The sequence below is a fragment of the Streptomyces sp. NPDC002306 genome, from assembly GCF_053593435.1.
The window spans coordinates 1-18,145 of record NZ_JBSFCK010000041.1 but is presented as its reverse complement, the minus strand read 5'-3'; the positions used below and the strand labels follow the sequence as shown (position 1 = coordinate 18,145).

At 72.7% G+C, this 18,145-nt stretch carries 13 protein-coding genes; 7 read left to right on the top strand and 6 right to left on the bottom strand.

Annotated features, from left to right (window positions below; all coding sequences use genetic code 11):
* Window positions 1-68: 68 nt before the first annotated feature.
* Window positions 69-3,017, top strand: a complete 2,949-nt coding sequence (locus tag ACWCQK_RS36225; protein WP_451162514.1) for a BTAD domain-containing putative transcriptional regulator — start codon at window positions 69-71, stop codon at window positions 3,015-3,017.
* Window positions 3,018-3,858: 841 nt separating this feature from the next.
* Window positions 3,859-5,400, top strand: a complete 1,542-nt coding sequence (locus ACWCQK_RS36220) for a tryptophan halogenase family protein (RefSeq protein ID WP_451162512.1) — start codon at window positions 3,859-3,861, stop codon at window positions 5,398-5,400.
* Here the strand turns inward: ACWCQK_RS36220 and ACWCQK_RS36215 are convergent.
* Window positions 5,390-6,190: an AfsR/SARP family transcriptional regulator gene (locus tag ACWCQK_RS36215; RefSeq protein ID WP_451162510.1), complete on the bottom strand. Its 801-nt coding sequence runs from the start codon at window positions 6,188-6,190 to the stop codon at window positions 5,390-5,392. The two genes, ACWCQK_RS36220 and ACWCQK_RS36215, sit on opposite strands and share 11 nt — an antisense overlap.
* A gap of 915 nt (window positions 6,191-7,105) precedes the next feature.
* Here ACWCQK_RS36215 and ACWCQK_RS36210 point away from each other — a divergent pair.
* Window positions 7,106-8,002 carry a DUF4097 family beta strand repeat-containing protein gene (locus ACWCQK_RS36210; RefSeq protein ID WP_451162508.1) on the top strand — a complete coding sequence of 299 codons (897 nt, stop codon included), beginning with the start codon at window positions 7,106-7,108 and terminating at the stop codon, window positions 8,000-8,002.
* Window positions 8,003-8,251: 249 nt separating this feature from the next.
* Window positions 8,252-8,914: a hypothetical protein gene (locus ACWCQK_RS36205; RefSeq protein WP_451162506.1), complete on the top strand. Its 663-nt coding sequence runs from the start codon at window positions 8,252-8,254 to the stop codon at window positions 8,912-8,914.
* Between the two features lie 179 nt (window positions 8,915-9,093).
* Here the strand turns inward: ACWCQK_RS36205 and ACWCQK_RS36200 are convergent, their stop codons facing one another.
* Together ACWCQK_RS36200 and ACWCQK_RS36195 are read right to left on the bottom strand one after the other, a co-directional pair.
* Complete coding sequence (locus ACWCQK_RS36200) at window positions 9,094-9,426, bottom strand: PqqD family protein (protein WP_451162504.1); 333 nt, start codon at window positions 9,424-9,426, stop codon at window positions 9,094-9,096.
* Window positions 9,423-10,208, bottom strand: a complete 786-nt coding sequence (locus tag ACWCQK_RS36195) for a hypothetical protein (protein WP_451162502.1) — start codon at window positions 10,206-10,208, stop codon at window positions 9,423-9,425. Before ACWCQK_RS36195 ends, ACWCQK_RS36200 begins: the two co-directional genes overlap by 4 nt.
* 1,150 nt (window positions 10,209-11,358) lie before the next feature.
* On the opposite strand from ACWCQK_RS36195, the gene asnB reads away from it, so the two are divergent.
* Genes asnB through ACWCQK_RS36180 form a run of 3 tightly spaced genes read left to right on the top strand, consistent with a single transcriptional unit; the run spans window position 11,359 to window position 15,988 of the window.
* Complete coding sequence (asnB, locus tag ACWCQK_RS36190; RefSeq protein WP_451162500.1) at window positions 11,359-13,527, top strand: asparagine synthase (glutamine-hydrolyzing); 2,169 nt, start codon at window positions 11,359-11,361, stop codon at window positions 13,525-13,527.
* Window positions 13,524-14,747 carry a diiron oxygenase gene (locus ACWCQK_RS36185; RefSeq protein WP_451162498.1) on the top strand — a complete coding sequence of 408 codons (1,224 nt, stop codon included), beginning with the start codon at window positions 13,524-13,526 and terminating at the stop codon, window positions 14,745-14,747. Before asnB ends, ACWCQK_RS36185 begins: the two co-directional genes overlap by 4 nt.
* Entirely contained in the window at window positions 14,744-15,988 is a 1,245-nt protein-coding gene (locus ACWCQK_RS36180; RefSeq protein WP_451162496.1) for an MFS transporter, read from the top strand. Before ACWCQK_RS36185 ends, ACWCQK_RS36180 begins: the two co-directional genes overlap by 4 nt.
* Window positions 15,989-16,141: 153 nt before the next feature.
* On the opposite strand, the gene ACWCQK_RS36175 is transcribed toward ACWCQK_RS36180, so the two are convergent.
* The 3 genes from ACWCQK_RS36175 to ACWCQK_RS36165 form a co-directional block, all read right to left on the bottom strand.
* Window positions 16,142-16,939: a hypothetical protein gene (locus ACWCQK_RS36175; protein ID WP_451162494.1), complete on the bottom strand. Its 798-nt coding sequence runs from the start codon at window positions 16,937-16,939 to the stop codon at window positions 16,142-16,144.
* A 281-nt stretch (window positions 16,940-17,220) separates the two neighbouring features.
* Window positions 17,221-17,889, bottom strand: a complete 669-nt coding sequence (locus ACWCQK_RS36170; RefSeq protein ID WP_451162492.1) for a class I SAM-dependent DNA methyltransferase — start codon at window positions 17,887-17,889, stop codon at window positions 17,221-17,223.
* A gap of 114 nt (window positions 17,890-18,003) precedes the next feature.
* On the bottom strand, window positions 18,004-18,145 hold a 142-nt coding region (locus tag ACWCQK_RS36165; protein WP_451162573.1), incomplete at its 5' end, for a transposase.

Below are 18,145 nucleotides of genomic sequence, written 5' to 3'. Positions count from 1 at the left end.
CATGCCGCCCGGTGACCTACATTGGTTGTCGTCCTGAATTCGGGGACTTCAACAAGGGGGAGGGCGAAGTGGGCGGACAACTCAGCTTCAAGGTCTTGGGGCCCCTCGCGGTGAGCGCGGGGGAGGAGAGCGTCGCGCTCGGCGGCGGCCGCCAGCGGACCATCCTCGCCCTGCTGGCGCTCACCCCCGGCCGGGTCGTGCCGGTCGACACGATGGTCGACGCGGTCTGGAACAGCAATCCGCCGCCCACCGCCCGCACCCAGGTCGCGATCTGTGTCGCGGCGCTGCGCAAACTCTTCAAGAGCGCGGGCGTCAGCGACGACGTCATCGTCACCGCCCACCCGGGATACGTCCTGAACACCGAGGGCCACCGCTTCGACTCCGCCGACTTCACCCACCTCGTCGAGCAGGCCGAACAGGCGGTCGCCGAGGGCCGATTGACCGACGCGGCCCAGCTGCACGGCCAGGCGCAGCGGCTGTGGCGCGGCCCGGCGTTCGCGGGCGTCGGCGCGCAGCCCATAGAGGACGAGGCGGCCCGCCTGGAGGAGCACCGTCTCAACGCCTACGACGATCTGACCCTCGTCCACCTCGAACTGGGCCGGCACCAGGAACTCATCCCGGAACTGGCCGCGATGGTCCGCGAGCACCCGCTGCGTGAACGCACCCGCCACCATCTGATGCTCGCCCAGTACCGCTCGGGCCGGCGCGCGGACGCGATGGAGACCTACCGCGACGCACGCGATCAGTTCATCGAGGAACTCGGCATCGACCCGGGACCGGACCTGAACGAACTGCACGACGCGATCCTGCGCGACGACCCCTCCCTGGCCTCCGCCCCGCCCGCCGCCCGCCGCCCCGCCGCCGCGCCCGCCGTGCCCTGCGAACTGCCCCCCGACGTGCCCGCGTTCACCGGGCGCAGTGAGGAACTTGCCGCGCTGGACAGTCTGCTGGAGGACCATGACGGCTCCTGCGGCATCGGGCTGGTCACCGGCGCCGCCGGCATCGGCAAGAGCGGCCTGGCCATGCGCTGGGCCTTCAGCGCCGCCGGACACTTCCCCGACGGCCAGCTCTTCGCCGACCTGTGGGGCTACGACGAACACGGCGAACCCGTCCCGCCGCAGGAGATCCTCAGCCGCTTCCTGCGCTCGCTCGGCGTGCCCGGCGAGCAGATCCCCGACGAACTCGAGGAACGCGCCGCCCTCTACCGCAGCCTGCTCGCCGACCGCCGCGTCCTGGTCGTCCTGGACAACGCCCGCACCCACGCACAGATCCGCCCGCTGCTGCCGGGCGGCGGCCGCTGCTGCGTCCTGGTCACCAGCCGCGACCAGATGGAAGACCTGTTGACGTGGCCCTCACGCGCCCGCGTGCACCTGGGCCCGCTGTCGGAGGACGAAGCCGTCGCCCTGCTCACCGCGATCGTCGGCGAACGCCGTATCGCGCCCGCCCGCACCGACGCCGGCCGCCTGGCCGGACTGTGCGACCGGCTGCCGCTGGCCCTGCGCATCGCCGCCGCCCGCCTCGCCTCCAAACCCCACTGGACCGTGCGCTACCTGGTGGGCCGCCTCAGCGACGAACGCCGCCGGCTCGACGAACTCAGCCAGGGCGAGTCCCAGGTCCGCGCCAGCCTCGCGCTGAGCTACCGCTACCTGCCCGCCGACGCCGCCCGGCTGCTGCGCCGCCTCGGACTCCTGGACGTCCCCGACTTCACCGCCTGGAGCGGCGCCGCCGTCCTGAACAAGGAAGTCCTGGACGCCGAACGCCTCATCGAGGACCTCGTCGACGCCCAGTTCCTCGAAGTCGTCAACGTCGACGCCACCGGCCAGCTGCGCTACCGCTTCCACACCCTGGTCCGCCTCTACGCCCGCGAACGCGCCCGCCAGGAGGAGAGCGAACCCGACCGGCTCGCCGCCCTCACCCGCTACCTGCGCACCCTGCTGACCATCGCCGAGGAAGCCGACCGCCGCGAAGGCGCCGGCAAGGACACCTGGGTGCACAGCGCCGTCCAGCGCCGGCGCATCGACACCGCCCTGACCGACGAACTCCTCGCCGTGCCGCTGGAATGGTTCGAGGCCGAACGCCTCGCCCTGGTCGCCTCCGTCCAGCAGGCCGCCCGCCTCGGCGAGGCCGAACTCGCCTGGGACCTGACCGTCAGCGCCCTGGTCTTCTTCGGCACCCGCAGCTACACCGACGACTGGCGGGCCTGCTGCCAGGCCGCCGCCGAAGCCGCCCACAGCGTCGGTGACCTGTGCGGCCAGGGCGCCATGCACTTCGGCCTGGGCACCCTGGAACTGAGCTACAGCCGACTGGAGAACGCCGCCTCCTACCTCGACAAGGCCCTCTACTTCTACACCGAGGCCGGTGAGGACCACGGCCGCGCGATGGCCCTGCGCTCGCTGGGCCAGAGCGACCGCATGCGCGGCGACCCGGACACCGCGATGCCCCGCTTCACCGAGGCCCTGGCCCTCTTCCGCGAGGCCGGTGACCTCTTCGGCGAGGTCCACACCCTGCACAACATGGCCGAGGCCGAACTCGACCGCGGCCACCTCGACGCCGCCATGCAGTGCGCCCGCGAAGCCGTCCGCCTCGAGGAGGAACGCGCACCCGACACCCGCAACCTCGCCCAGGCCCTCTACCGCCTGGGCCGCGTCCACCTCGCCCTGGACGAACTCGCCGCCGCCGAGGAGGCGTTCCTGCGCGCGGTACGCATCGTCAAGGAGAAGACCGACATGGTCGGCCTCGCCCACACCCTCCTCGGCCTCGGCGAGACCCGCCTGAGCCGCGGCGACGCCCAACTCGCCGAGACCACCCTCACCGACGCACTCGAGATCGCCGAGGAATGCCGCAGCCCGCTGGTGGCCGGACGCATCGGCCTGGTCCTGGGCGAGGTCAGCCAGCGCCTGGGCAAGACCGACACCGCCCGCACCGTCCTGCACACCGCCCAGCAGCGCTTCGCCGCCGCCGGCGCAACCGTGTGGGAACTACGCGCCGCACAAGCACTCGGCGCACTCGTCAGCTGAACCCCCGCCCCACCCCCACACCCCCACCCTCACCCTCACGCCCTTGGCCCGGCAGAACCGGCCCCCGTCTGCCCCCCCTTACGACCGCACCACCGCACGGCGGCGCAAGGCCGTCCTGGCCGCCACTACACCACCGCAAGACCGGCGGACGGCGGAGCAACGGGGCGGTGAGGCGGCGGGGTGGAAGGGTGTGGGGGCGGACGGGTGGCGGGGCCGCGCACGGTCCGGCCCCGCACCCCGCACCCAGTACCCCGCACTCCGTACCCAGCCCTCGGCGCCCCCAGCCCTTAGCGCCCCCAGCCCTCAGCGCCCTGCGGGCGTGCGGGCGGGTTGCCCTGCAGGCAGGCAGGCAGGCAGGTCGGGGGAGGGGCGCTACGGCGGTTGACCGCGACAGCACGCCGGCAACCGCCCCCGCCCGTCCCCTCACCCACGTCCTCCCGTCCGTGCGCGAGCCTGCCGCCCTGCCGCCCTGCCGTCCTGCGGGCCTCGCCTTCCACCGCCCCGTCCTCCCCGCCCTCGCGGCGCCCGGGCCGGCCACGCGGACGGATCCCCACCGGCCCGTCTCCCGGCTCCGTCTCCCGGCCCCCGTCCCGCCCTCCCGCCGCCGCCCGGTAACTCCCCCCGCCGCAGCACCGGTCGGCCTCGGTGACAGTGGCCGCTGTCCTGTTGCCAGGACGGTGCCCGCCGGTGCGCGCGCGGGCCGCAGAACCGTTCCTGCCGGCCGGGAGGGGGGCGGGGGCCCGGATATAGAAGCCGTATAGATCCGGCTGCCACAGTGGGCGGCCGAGCCTGAAAGAAACCGGGCAGGTTCACAGGTGACCACGGGAACCGAGGTGCTGACGTGAGTGCGAAGCACGCCGAAAGGATCGTGATCGTTGGCGGGGGCGTCGCCGGATGGATGACCGCCTCGTATCTGAAAGCCGTACGCGGCGACCGGGTCGAGGTCACCCTGGTGGCCGGCGGCACGGCCGACGGCCACGAGGACGGCGAGGGAGACGAGGCGAGCCTGGGTGATCTGGGGGAGTTCTTCGACACCCTGCAGCTGGCGGAGGACGACTGGATGCCGGCCTGTGACGCCACGTACAAACTGGCCGTCCGTTTCCAGGACTTCAGCCGCCCCCGCCACCACTTCTACCTGCCGTTCGAGCAGACCCGGGAGGCCGGCGGCTTCCCGCTGACCGAGTGGTGGCCGCGCATCGGGCCCAGCGGGCGCTTCGACCGGGACTGCTTCGTCGCGGCCTGGCTGTGCGACGCCGGCCGCGGCCCGCACCCCCTCACCGGCCCCCCGCCCGCCGGCACCACGGCGGCCGCCCCCTACGGCTACCACGTCGACGCGGGCGCCCTCGCCCGCCGCCTGAGCCGCTACGCCCTCGAGCGGGGCGTGCGCCACCTCGCCGACGACGTCGTGGACGTGGCCCTGGACGAGCGCGGAGGGATCGCCCACGTACGCACCGCCGGCCACGAGGCCGTCACCGGCGACCTGTTCGTCGACTGCACCGGCACCAGGGCCCTGCTGCTCGGCCAGGCGTTGAGAGTGCCCTTCGTCTCCTACCAGGACAGCCTGCCGGGCGACAGCGTGGTCACCCTGCGGGTGCCCGCCGACATGAAAGCGCACGGCATCGCGCCCTACACCGCCGTCACCGCGCGGGCGGCCGGCTGGACCTGGAGCATCCCGCTGGCCGGCCGTATCGGCACCGGCTACGTCTACGCCCGCGAATACTGCACCCCGCAGGAAGCCGAACACACCCTGCGCGAGGCGGCCGGCCCCGAAGCGGCCGGCGTGCCCGCCACGCACACCCCGCTGGCCTGCGGACGCAGCCTGCAGGCGTGGAAACACAACTGCGTCGCCGTCGGCGCCGCCGCCGGCCGCGTCGAACCCCTGGAGGCCACCGGGATCTCCTTCGTCCACCACGCCCTCGAGCGCCTCGTCCGCCACCTCCCCGCCACCAGAGGTGACACCGTGGGCGACGCCGCCGGTGACGCGATGGCGGCCGGACGGGACGACTACAACACCGCCACCGCCCGCGAACTCGATGCCGCCCGCGACTTTCTGACCCTGCACTACCTGGGCGCGGCCCGCGGTCACACCCAGTTCTGGCGCGACGCCCAGACCTGCGAGCCGCCCCGAGCCCTGGCCGCCCACCTCGCACCCCGCCGCGAACACCCCGCCAGCGCCGCGCCGCATCCGGCGGGCCTGCCCCGGCACGCCTACACCTCCATCCTGCTGGGCACCGGCGCCCTCGCACCGCACCCGCCGGCCGCCCTGGCCCTGGCCGACGAGCGGCCCGCACGCCGCGAGTTCGCAGCCGTCAAGGAGCGGGCCCGCGCCCTGGTGCAGGCCCTGCCCGCCCAGTACGACTACGTCAGCCGGATCAGTGCCTGACCCCGGGCCCTGGGGCGCCGTCCGCCCCGTGCCGCCACAGATCGAGGGGACGGTGCAGACAGGGATCCGACACCAGGACCGCACGGTGGACCGCGCACAGCAGAACGCCCGGCTCCAGCCCGAGCTCACCGACGAGCAGCCGCCGCCCGTGGTCGTAGACGGCTAACGCCTCCGCCCGCCGGTCACACCGGTACAGCGCCGTCATCAACTGGGCGCGGAAACGTTCATGCAGAGGGTGCCGGGCGACCAGCCGGGTCAGCGCCGGCACCAGCCGCGGATGCCGGCCCAGCGCCAGATCCGCCTCCACCCGCGCGGCCAGCACGAACAGCCGCGCCTCCTCCAGCGCCGGGCCCTCGGCGCGGGCCAGATGCTCCGACACGTTCGCCAGCACCGGCCCGCGCCACAGCGCCAGCGCCTCCCGCAGCACCCCGGCCGCCTCGCCGTAGTGCCCGCCGGCCAGCGCCGTCTGGCCCTGCGCGGCCAGCTCCCGGAACTGCACCAGATCGACCCGGGCGCCCCCGGTGCCCAGCGCGTAGCCCTGCGCACGGCGGGTCAGCACCGCCCCCGGCCCGAGCACCCGGCGCAGCCGCGACACATGCGTGTACAGCTGCGCGGTCAGCGTCGCCGGCGGATGCTCCCCCCACAGGAACCAGCTCAGCCGGGTGTCGGCCAGGAACGAGCCCTCCGCCATCAGCAGGGCCGCCAGCACGGTGCGCTGCTTCACCCCGTCCAGCGGCCGCTCCACCTGGCCCTCACGTACCTGTACGGGGCCCAGAACGCGGTACTCCATCGACCTACCTCACAGACGTCCTTGACGAGATGTGCAGGATCGCGCGGGCACCGCCCGCGGCCGGCCGCTGTCCCGTCGACGGGACGTCACACCCACCCTTGCGGCACGCCACACCAGCCGGGCCGGCACCACCACCCCGCCCCAGCCCATGGGCCCGCGCGGGCCGGCCGCCCCGGGGCGGCCCGGCGCCGGACACCGCGCGACGGGCAGAGCGCGGAGCGTGCTGCGGAAAGGCGCGGTTACGGGATTTTTGCCCTGTACCGCGCCGCATGCACCGTACGCCGCACCCCGCGCCGCACCAACGGCAGCCGGCAGCCGGCAGCCGGCAGCCGGCAGGACGTCAGGACCTCTGCGCCAGAAGCCCGTTCACCCCATCCGCACCCCACCCCGCGCCCCCGCACTGCCCTGGGTCGCGGCCGTGCCGCACCCCGCACGCGGTACGCGCCCGCACCCTGCCGCCCGTCCCGCAGCCGCACCCGCCCGCGCCGCCGCCGGGCCTGCCCCGGGACGGATCAAAGGCCTGGTGAGGTGGGCCGTGAAGGTGCGGGCGTCGGGTGGTTCCGGCATGCGCCGGGAGCGATACCGATCCGATAACGGACCGATAGGGCGCCCCGGCTAGCGTCGTCACCGTAACGGCGAACAGACAGCCCCCGCACCACCGTCACCTGCCCCTTCCCGCCCCCGTGCGGCCAGCAGCACCCCCTATCCGGCCCCCCTCCCGCCCCGCCCGGCCCGCGTCCGGTCCGGGCAGTACGGCGGACGCGTCCGCGGTCCGTGCCGGGCCGCACAGGCCCCCTGCGCCCCCCTTCGCACGCCTTGGCACCTCTCCCCGTCCATCTCGCGCTGCCGTTCCCGCTTCCGTGGCACACCTTTGCCTGCGTTGCGGGCCGCGCGCCGTCTCGTTGAGGCATCACCATGCCGGTCTTCGACACACCCGCCCCGATCCTCGCCACCATCGAACTGAGCGTCGGCACCGTACGGATCGCCGCGAGCGAGCGCACCGACACCCATGTGCGGGTGCGTCCGGGTGACCGTGCGGACTTCCGTGACGTGGTGACCGCGGCCGCTGTCGTCGTCGGCTACCGCGACGGCGAGCTGGTCGTGTCCGTGGCGAACCCGTCCGGCCTGCCGCCCGGCGGCGGGAACGTGCGCGTCGACATCGAGCTGCCGGCCGGCTCCGAGGTGCAGGGCGACGCCATGGCCGCGGACTTCATCGGCGAGGGCCGGCTGGGGGAGTGCCGGATCACCACCGCCTGCGGTCACCTGCGCTTCGCCGAGACGGGACCGCTGTATCTGAACTCGCTGCTGGGCAACGTCACCGTGGAGCGGGTCCGCGGCGACCTCGACGCCGTCGCCGAGTGCGGCGACGTGCGGATCGCCGCCGTCGACGGCGCGGTACGCCTGCACCGCACCCGGGGCGCCACCTACCTCGGCGAGGTCGGCGGCGAGACGTCCGTGTCGGCGCTCAGCGGACAGGTCCGTGTGGGGCGTGCGCACGGGGCGCTCGACGTGCGCACCACGCAGGGCGACATCCGTATCGACGAGGCCCGGCAGGGGCCGCTGGTGCTGGAGACCGTCTCCGGCGCCCTCGACGTCGCCATCACCGGCGGCGCCGGCACCCGCCTGGACCTCGACTCCCGCAGCGGAACGGTCTACCGCTCCCTCGAACTGCTCGGCGGCATGAGCGCCGACTGCGGCGGGCCGGCCGTCGAGGTGTACGCCCGCACCGACAGCGGCGACATCGTCATCCGCCGCGCCGCCCTCGCCCCCGGCGAGGAAACCCCGAAAACCGGCGGCGAACAGAGCTCCTGAACCCGCAAGGGACACACTGCGCAAGGGACACACCGCGCGGCCCCGCGGCAGCCAGAGCCCGCGGACGGGCGGCGGACACACCCCATCGGCCGGGGGGGGGGATTGCCGCCCCGTTGCCCGGAGGCGGAGCGGCCCTGCCCGCCCGGGATTGCGCCGCCCGTCCGCCGCGGCCGCACCTTTGTCTCAGGCGGTCCTGAGCGGTGTGGCACCATCACGGTCGACGGGGCGGCCGGCGGTGGGGGTGGGAACGTGGGGCTGTTCGGCGCGCGAAGCCGGCGCAAGGGGATACCGGACGAGCCGGCGCTGCTGGCCGAGGCTGCCGCGAATCCCGGCGGCAGCGTCGCCGAGATCGACCCGGCCTATGTCGGCGACCCGAACGGCTACGTACCTCCCGAGGCGGTCCGCGGCGCGTGGCTGGTGGACAGCAGCGGGAAACTGACAGGTGAGTACCAGGAGAATCCCCGTCACGGGGTGCCCCAGGACGACTTCGGCAAGCTCACCGGTCCTGATCACTGGCTCGGCTGGCTCGGCGACGATCCCGCGGCCGCCGTCCGCAAGGGCATCGAGGAGTCCTTGCGCGCCCAGGTGGCGGACGCGGTGGTCGAGTGGGTGAAGATCCTCGAAACGCCCCGGTTCCTCACGGGCGGGCGCCGGCATTCCGGCGACGAAGAGCTCATGCTGGTCACCCGCGCGGCACTCGCCGCGCCGTTCGCGTTGTCCGTGCGCACCGCGCAGCACGGGCGTTCCGTCCTTTCGGGGGTGTTCTCCTGGGCGGCGGTGAACCTCTCGCCGCCCGAAGTCCGCAGGGACCGGCGCTGGTTCGACCTGGGCGTCGGGCTGGACTGGGCCGGTGAACGGCTTCAGGAGCGCATCTACGAGATCGACGCTGCCGGCGGCACCGCCGAGCCGTAGAGCGGCAACCCCACCCCACCCCGCCCCACCCCACGCCATGTCACGCCGTGCCCGCGGCCGTTGCGTGACGCCGCGGGCGTCTGTGGGCGGGCCGGAGCCGTTCGGGGGCTCGGCCTGCGGGCGATGCACGGTGTCCGCCGCGCGGCCGAGCCGGGAACGCAGGCACCCGGGGCCGGGCTTCATGCGGCCGTATGCCACTCGATGACTTTGCGGGCGGTGAGGTCGGCGAGGAACTCGGTGACGTCGTCGAGGGCTTCGCGCGGGTCGATGCCGTAGGTGTCCACCAGTACCCGTGCGACATCCGCGACGCTGCGGGTGCCGTCGGCGGCGGTGTAGACGAGGGCCGCGGCGCCGTCCAGGAGCAGGGCGCTGTCCTCGTAGCCGAGGAGCACGTCCTCACCCGAGCGCCGGACCCGGATGCCGAGCACACGGCGGGGCACGTCGTCGGGGGCCATCGCGGGGGGCATAGCCGGGGTTGTGTCGGGGGCGGTGGCGGGGGTGGTGTCGTTCACGGGGTCTCCACTCGCAGGCAGATGTCCTGGCACAGGGCGAGGACCTCTCTGATCCAGGGCTTGGGGTCGGTGTCGTCGTAGCCGCGCATGGTCTCCAGCGCCCAGTACCGCTCGAAGGGCAGGAACTGCGGTGCCACGATCCGCAGCCGGTTGGGCCGCCACTTGGGCATGTGGCTGCCGAACTCGCCGTGGCTCTCCAGCAGCGCGTCCACCGCGTGGCCGAAGGCACGCCGCGCGGAGAGGGTCGCGCTGTGCGTGTTGCCGGACTCCAGCTGGCCCAGCGCGTCCTCGGCGGCGTCGTCGGCGAGGTTCAGCGACCGCACCACCAGCAGCGACTGGAAGGCGGAGTCCGCCAGGCGCCGGCGCCGCTCGGTGATCCAGTCCTCGCCCAGCAGGGTCAGGCAGTTGCCGATCCGCCCCAGCGACACCTCCTCGCGCGGTGTCAGCACCTCCCCGGCCGGCGCGCGTTCGTACTGCGCCCAGGACACCTTCGACAGCAGCTGCTCGATCTGCCCGTCCAGCCAGTACGTCACCTCCCAGCGCCGGCCGTCCTGGTGGAAGGTCTCGCTGCACACGCCGGGCGGGTCCAGCGGCACCGGGATCGGCCGGCTGGTGGGGGTGTCCCACCCGCGGGAGGTGATGACGTACACGTCGTGGTCGCTGCGCGTGTTGTTCCATCCCCGGGCGGACGATCCGACGACCAGTGCCGCCAGGCAGCCGTCGGGTATCAATTCCCGCTCACGCAGGGGCTCGAGCCATTCGTCGGTGGTGACCTGCTGCATCGGCGGACCTCTCCCGTTTCGGCATGGGTGTGGTGTCCCTTTCGCGGCGCCGGGCGCGCGGATTGCGGCGATCGTACTCAGCCGCCCGCGCTGATCGGAACCTTCCGCCCGCCCCCGCCCCCCTTATGAAGACGGCCTGCCGGGCGTGTATGTGCACGTCACCGGGCGGCAACTGTGCGGTGCGGCGGGCGAATCCCGATCGATAACGGATCGAAAAGACGGGTCACTAGTTTTCTCATCACAGCCGGTGCTCACCGGAAAGCAACACCAGACGAAGGAGATTCCCCGTGAAGAAGTACACGAAGCCGTCGGCGAAGAGCGTCAAGCAGACCGCCGTCCTCAAGGGCAACACCTGATCCGCCACCGTGACGCACGTCGTGCGACGGTGCTGAGCTGCCGCGCCCCCCGGCTGGTCCGGGGGCCGGCACAGGCACCCGGCACCGGCAGGCGGTGACGGCACCCGGAGACCCCGAGGTGACCGCACCCCTCGCCCGACCGGGCACGGCTCGGACGCGACAGCCGTCACCCGGCTCCGGACACCCGCGGGACGCGGCCGGCGAACCCCGGCCCGCACCCCGCCCAGAACACCCCTGACGGCCCGGCCCACCCACACCCGGCGCCCGCCGGAACCCCGCGACCCGCACCCCCGGGCCCCCGGCACCACCCGTCCCGGATCCCACACCCCTGATCCCGCCGCGACACCCGCGGCCACCCCCGTAACCGGCCCCCGGCCCGGCAACAGCCCCGGCCGCCGGCCCCGACACCCGCCCCCGACACCCGGCCCCGACCCCGTTCCCGGACCCGCTGCGAAACCCGTCCCGGAAACCGTTTGGAAACTCCTCCCGGACACCGATCCGGAACCCGCCTCGGATTCCGTCCCGGATTTCACCGCGGACCCCACGACCGGCCTTCTCACAGGCCCCCGCACCATCCACCCGGAAAACACGCCTGACATTTCGTCAAACGAAGGAGACATCCCATGAAGAAGTACACGAAGCCGTCGGCGAAGAACGTCAAGCAGGGCTCCGTCCTGAAGTCCCTCACCTGATTCCCCCTGCGGGTGGGCGGTCCTCTTCCGACGGGGATCGCCCACCCGCATTTGCTTTTTTGTCCACGTCTTGCGAACGAGCCGGCTGGCTGAGGAGATTCTATGTGTGGCATTGCGTGCGTGGCACGGCTCGACGGGCAGGACGCGGGCCCGCAGGCGGACCCGGTGCTCCATGAGATGGCGCAGATCCTGGACCACCGCGGTCCCGACGACCGGGAGGTGATGCGGGACGGGCCCGTCGGCATGGCCTTCACCCGGCTCGCCCTGGTCGGCCTGGAAAGCGGCCGCCAGCCACTGGTCAGCGACGACGGCAGCCTCGTCCTCATCGCCAACGGCGAGATCTACAACCACCGGGAACTCGCCGCCGGCCTGCCCTCGGGCACCCGGATGCGCACCGGCTCGGACTGCGAGGTGCTGCTGCACCTCTACCGGCGCCACGGACTGGACTTCCTGCGCGACGTGCGCGGCATGTTCGCCGTCATCCTGTGGGACCGCGCCCGCCGGCAACTGGTCCTGGCCCGCGACCGGTTCGGCATCAAACCCCTCTACTACCACCGCGACGCACAGCGGATCGTGCTGTCGTCGGAGATCAAGGGCCTGTTCGCCGACCCGGACACCCCCCGCGGCCTGGACTGGGCGCGCTCGCTGTCGGTGGCGATGCTGCCGGCCTCACCGCGCTTCGCACCGCCGCGGATGTGCACCTGGTTCGAGGACATCGACAGCGTCCCCGCCGCCACCGTCATGCGCATCGACCTGCGCGACGGCGCCACCACCGAACACCCCTACTGGCAGCTGCCCGCCGAGAGCGACGAACACAGCGACGCCGCGACGCTGACCGCCCGCTACGGCGAACTGCTGGAAGCCTCCGTCGCCGAATGCGCCACCGCCGACACCGAACTGGGACTGTTCCTCTCCGGCGGCATCGACTCCGGCGCCGTCCTCGCGCTGGCCGCGGGCCGCCTGGACCACCTGCACACCTTCACCGCCCTGACCGGCGGCACCCACGCCAACGGCGACGCCGAGAACGCCCAGTGGATCGCCGGCGAGTTCGGCGTCCCCAACCACCAGGTCCTCTTCCCGCGCGAACACACACCCACGCCGCAGGAATGGCTGCGCCTGCTGTGGCTGACCGAGACACCGCTGTGCGGACCCGAGGCCTACTACAAACACGAACTGCACCGCTACGCCCGCCGCGAGCGCCCGCAGCTGCGCGGCATGCTGCTGGGCGCCGCCAGCGACGAGTTCAACGGCGGCTACTCACGCGACCTGCTCGGCGAGGGCGACTGGCAGTCCTTCCTGGACAGCCTCGCCTACCTCGACCACCACACCCGCCTGGAACACGATCCCGCCCTGGCCCGCTGGTTCTCCGACGGCGACGAACCGCTCATCTCGCCGGCCGCCCTGCACGACAGCGGCGCCGGCGCCGGCCATGACCTCTACCGCTCCTATGTGGAGTCCGAATACCGCAAGGTGCAGCAGTACAACGTCTGGCACGAGGACCGCACCGCCGCCGGCAGCGGCATCGAGGCCCGCGTCCCCTTCCTCGACCACCGGCTGGTCGAACTCTGCGCGAGCATCCCGCAACGGCTGCGCCCCCACCTGCTGTGGGACAAGCGGATCCTGCGCGAGGCGATGGCCCCCCGCATGCCCGCCCGCATCGCCCAGCGCCCCAAAGGCCCCTTCTTCTACGGCACCGGCACCCGCCACGCCTACCGCATGCTCGCCCGCCTGCTGCACGCCGACGACCGCCACCTCGTGAACCGCGCACTGTCGGCGCCCGGCGCGGACACCTTCCTCGACGCCGGCGCCATCCACCGCCGCCTCGACGCCCTGGGCGACGGCGACACCGACTCCCCGCAGGTCGAGATCCTGCTGCGGGCCGTCAACCTCGGCCTGCTCGCCGAGATGGCGGCGAAACCGCCCCGGCTGGAAGACCTCTCACCCGGCACCGTCCTGAACGCCCGCCCCGGCCCCGCCGCACACGCCGCACCCCTGTTCACCCTGGACCGCCCCCTCGATTCCGCCCGCGCCCTGCGCCTGGCCGAGAACACGATGCTGCTCACCGACACCGGCACCACCTGGTTCCTGCTGCGCGAAGGCCAGATCGAGTACGAATTCGAGGACGGCACACCGATCCTGCGCCTGCTGCGCCACCTCCCGGACACGCCGTCGCTGCACGGCGCGCTGACCGCGGCCGGCACCCGCCTGGACGACGTCCGCGGCGAACTCGACGAACTCCTCACCCAGCACCTCATCGGATGGGCGGCATGAGCACCCCGCTGCCCGCCGGCAGCCCCCACCACCTCTTCGCCGTCCCCGACACCGCCCCCCAGCCCCCCGCCCTGCCCGCCACCGGAGCCCGCCCCGGCGCCCCGCCCGGACAGGCGGCCGGCCCCTACCAGCAGCTGGCCCGCGCCCGGCTGGTGCCGGGCACCGCACCCGCCCGGCCCGTGGCCGCCACCTACGCCAGCCGCTTCGGCCGCTGGGACGACCTGGCCGCCGTACGCCGCAAACCGCGGCGCCACCTGAGCGAGGCGGCCGGCCTCTACTTCCCGCCCGAGCTGTACCCCGTGGTCACCCACCCCCTGGTCGCCGCCCGCGGAACGGCCGCCGTGCGCACCCTGCTGCTGCACCGCCTCTACGACTACCTCGACTTCACCACCGAACTGGAGAACCTCGCCGTCATCCCGGTCGCCTCGAAGATCGCCCGCGGCACCTCCGGCCTGCTGCTGCCACGGCAGATGCAGGCCGACGCCTTCAAGATCGTCACCGACGAGGCGTGGCACGCCCAGTTCTCCTACGACTTCGTCCAGGAACTCGAACACGTCACCCAGGTGCCGCACGCGGCGGCCGGCCTGCCGGTGTTCATCCGCCGCCTGGACGAGATCGCCGCCCTGCTCCCGTGCGAGGTCGCGGGACTTGAAGCCCTGGTCTTCGCGATCGTCAGCGAGACCCTGATCTCCGGCATCCTCTCCGACCTGCCGCGCGACGAACGCCTGCCGCAGCCCGTACGCGACCTGATCCGCGACCACGCCGAGGACGAGGGACGCCACCACGTCTACTTCCGCTCCGTCCTCAGACACCTGTGGCCGGCACTCAGCCCGCGCGAGCGGCGCGCCGTCGGACCCCACATCCCCGCGATCATCGAGGCATTCCTCACCCCCGACCACACCCAGACGGCGCTGCGCCTGGCCGCGGCCGGCCTGTCCGACGACGAGATCGTCCAGGTCGTCACCGAATCCTGGCCCGCACCCGAACTGCAGGCCGCGATCGCACAGTCGGCGGCCCCCGCCGTGCGCTACTTCACCGAAGTCGGAGCCCTCGACGACAGCCGCACCCGGCACGCCTTCCTCCAGGCCGGCCTGCTCACCCCCACCACCCCCACCACCGCCCCCGACGCCCCGGCCGGCCCCGACGCTTCCAGCACGGGCGCCCTGCTGCACCTGCCCGGCACGCGGGAGACGAACGCACCGAGGAGCCCACGGACATGACCGATGTGATCACCCCGCCCGCAGCCCCGCCGGCATCCGCCCTGTTCTGGCGGTTCTGGGCGGCCAGCGCCGTCAGCGGCGCCGGCTCCGCCGTCACCCTGGTCGCCCTGCCACTGGTCGCGGTGAGCGTCCTGCACGCCTCCGCCGCCCAGGTCGCCCTGCTCGCCGCAGCCGGACAGGCCGGATGGCTCATCCTCGGACTGCCCGCCGGCGTCATCGTCCAGCGCCACCGGCTGCGCGCCCTGCAGGTCGCCTGCGACCTCATCCGCATGACCGCCCTCGCCTCCCTGCCACTGGCCTGGTGGCTGGGACACCTCACCTACACCCACCTCGTCGCCGCCGCCCTGAGCGTCGGCCTGGCAACGGTGGTCTTCGACGTCGGCAACGCCACCTTCCTGCCCGCCGTCATCGACAAGAAAGACCTCACCGCCCGCAACGGCCTGATGTCGGCGACCCTCGCCGTCACCCAGACCGGCGGCCCCTCCCTCGGCGGCCTGCTGGTCCAGCTGACCGGACCGGTGGGCGCCCTGTGCGCCGACGCCGCCAGCTACCTCGCCTCCGCCCTGACCCTGCGCACCCTGCCCGACCTGCCGCCGACGGCCCCGAAACCCGCCGGCGAACACGTGGGCATGACCCGGCAGATCCGCGAGGGATGGCAGTTCGTAACCCGCCACCCCGTCATGGCACCCTGCATGTGGTGGGCGACCGCCACCAACTTCGTCGCCGGCGCCCTCATCGCCCTGACCCCCACCTACCTGGTGCGCGAGGCCCACCTGTCACCGCTGCTGGTCGGCGTCCTCATCGCCGCCGAGGGGATCGGCGCGCTCGCCGGCTCCCTGGCCGCGGCCCGCCTCGCCGCCCGCCACGGCACCGCCCGCACCCTGCTCGGCGCCTCACTGGCCGGCGCCGTCCTCGCCCTGGCCATGCCGCTGACCACGAACCTGGCGAGCGCCTGCTTCTTCGCCGCCGGCAACGCCGGCTTCGGCGCGGGCGTCGTCATCGGCAGCATCGTCACCCGCACCCACCGCCAGACCCAGTCACCCCCGCACCTGCTGGCACGGGTGATGGCCACCGTCCGCTTCGTGTCCTGGGGCGCCTCCCCGGTCGGCGCCGCGCTCAGCGGACTGGTCGCCGCCACCGCCGGACTGCGCCCCGCCCTGTGGCTGGTGTGCGCGTGCGCCTTCACCGCCCCGGCCGTCCTGCTCACCAGCCGCGTCCGAGACCTGCGCGACCTCGCATAGGGCTCTTCGGAATTGGCTCTGACCGGAGTTCCGTGAAATCCCAGGTCAGCGGTATGCATGCAGGATCGTTTCCCTGCGGGATGACCTGCACGTGGTCCTCCGCTCGATCGAGGAATCAGGATCCTCACCCGGGGATGAGTCCAGGGCACTCGATCAGACCGTCTCGGGGCGTTCCTCCGGACCACTGGCGAGGGTATTGAAGTACTCGTCGATCAGGCCGATCAAGCCAGCCACGGCGTGCTGCTCAATCTCGGGTGACCAGGGCTCCTCGGGGCGGCCGTCGGGAAAGATCAGCTTCTCGGCCAAGGCCCAATACACCAGGTTCCAGCCGTATCCCAGCTTGACTGCGAGCCAGTCCCTCAACCCGTCCAGCAGGGCTTTGTCGGAGGCGATGTCGTAGCCATTGAGGAACGCGACCACCGCCCCGAAAGTGACACGGCCGACGAACATCCCCGGGCGCCTCTTGAAGTTGGTCCAGATGTCCTGGTGCGACCGTGTCGGCTTGCCCCGGCCGCGCCCCCAGGCAGCGGGCACGTGCGACAGGTCGGTGCCAGCCCCCCAGGTGGAGTACGAGACCGCCTCCGGCCCCACGCCGAGAGCCGCGAGGAGACCGCCCGCGCGGGCGGCCGGATCGAGAGGGCCACCCTTGCGGGTCCACACGTGGGTTCCCGGAGCGTCCCCCTCGTGGTGGGTGACGACGAAGTCCGTCCCGTCCAGCACGAAGAACGCCGCCCGCACACTGCCGTGCCCGTCCCACGAGGTCTCAAGGGTCAGCTTCAGCCGGCGCGCCACCGCCTCCAGGTCTACTGAGAGCAGGGCCAGCGAGCTCAACGGCCAGGTTGCGCTCTGGAACATAGACGCCTGCCGCACCGGATTGCGCCCACTTGCTTGGAGCTCCGTCGCGGGCTCCCAGTCACCCTCTGCATCTGGTATTTCGATCATCTCGGTCACGACGCAGAGTCAACCAGTACACGATCTCGATCCGGCTGGCCGCCGACGGAGCCGCAGGCATCCCTTCCGAGTTGTTCACGGAATCGCGGCCAGAACCTCGGAATTCCCCACCCCTCTCTCAGGTACGGGACAGACCTGCACACCCCGGATCTTCCGTCCCTGCCGCGCCGCCTGCGACGGGCTCGGCCCGGGGGAGAGGGGGAGCAGCCGGTGCAACCCGCCGCAGGCGCAGAGCGACGGGCCCCGGCACGCGACATGTGCCGCCTTCGGCGCCCTGCTTCTCAGCCGGGGCGCTTGGCCATGACGATGACGCCCGGTCCGCTCCACTCATCCGCGGGGAGCCGGAGTTCGGCCACCGGCTGCAGCCCGGCCTGCTCGATCAGGTCCACGAGCTGCTCCGGCTGCCACTTGTGCGTGGTCCAGCGCACCCGCACACCTCCGTAGGCCTCGGTGCGCACCGCGTCCTCGTCGCCGACGTGTGTGCCGGTGATGAAGTACCCGCCGGGCTTCAGGGCGTGCGCGAAATGAGCGAGGACCTGAGGAAGGACATCGCGGGGGAGGTTGAACAGCGACCACCACCCGAGCACACCGCCGAGCGAGGCTTCACCCAGGTCGAGCTCGGTGGCGGAGGCGACGCTGAAGCGGCAACGCGGATGGAGACGACGGGCGTTCTCGATCATGCGGGGAGAGAGATCGACCCCGGAGACGTCGAGTCCACGTTCGGCGAGGTAGCCGGTCACCGTGCCGGGTCCGCAGCCGACGTCGAGGACGGGCCCGAGCTCACCCACGCTGTCGGCGAACGCGTCGATCGACGCCTTGAGCCAGGGCTGGCGACGGATGTCACCCATGCCCGTCGTCACCACCATGTTGGCGTAGTTGTCGGCCACCTGGTCATAGGACTCACGGACCACATCGAGATCGGCAGGCCGGTCCGTACGGTGTGCGCGCATCGGCCAACCATCCCTGATCTTGCGTGGGTATCCCCGGCTTCAGCCGGGGAGGGAAAAGCATCCTTGGCGCGGAGCCGCGCAGTGGCGGAGTTCTCTTCGTCTTCGTCGTGACGGTCAGAGGGGCCGCTTCTGGCCTTCGATGTACTGGCGGATCACGGTCAGTGGTGCGCCGCCGCAGGACCCCGCGAAGTAGGAGCGGGACCAGAACACCGAGCCCATGCCGGTCCGGTTGATCCGGCCGGTGTACTCGGCTCGC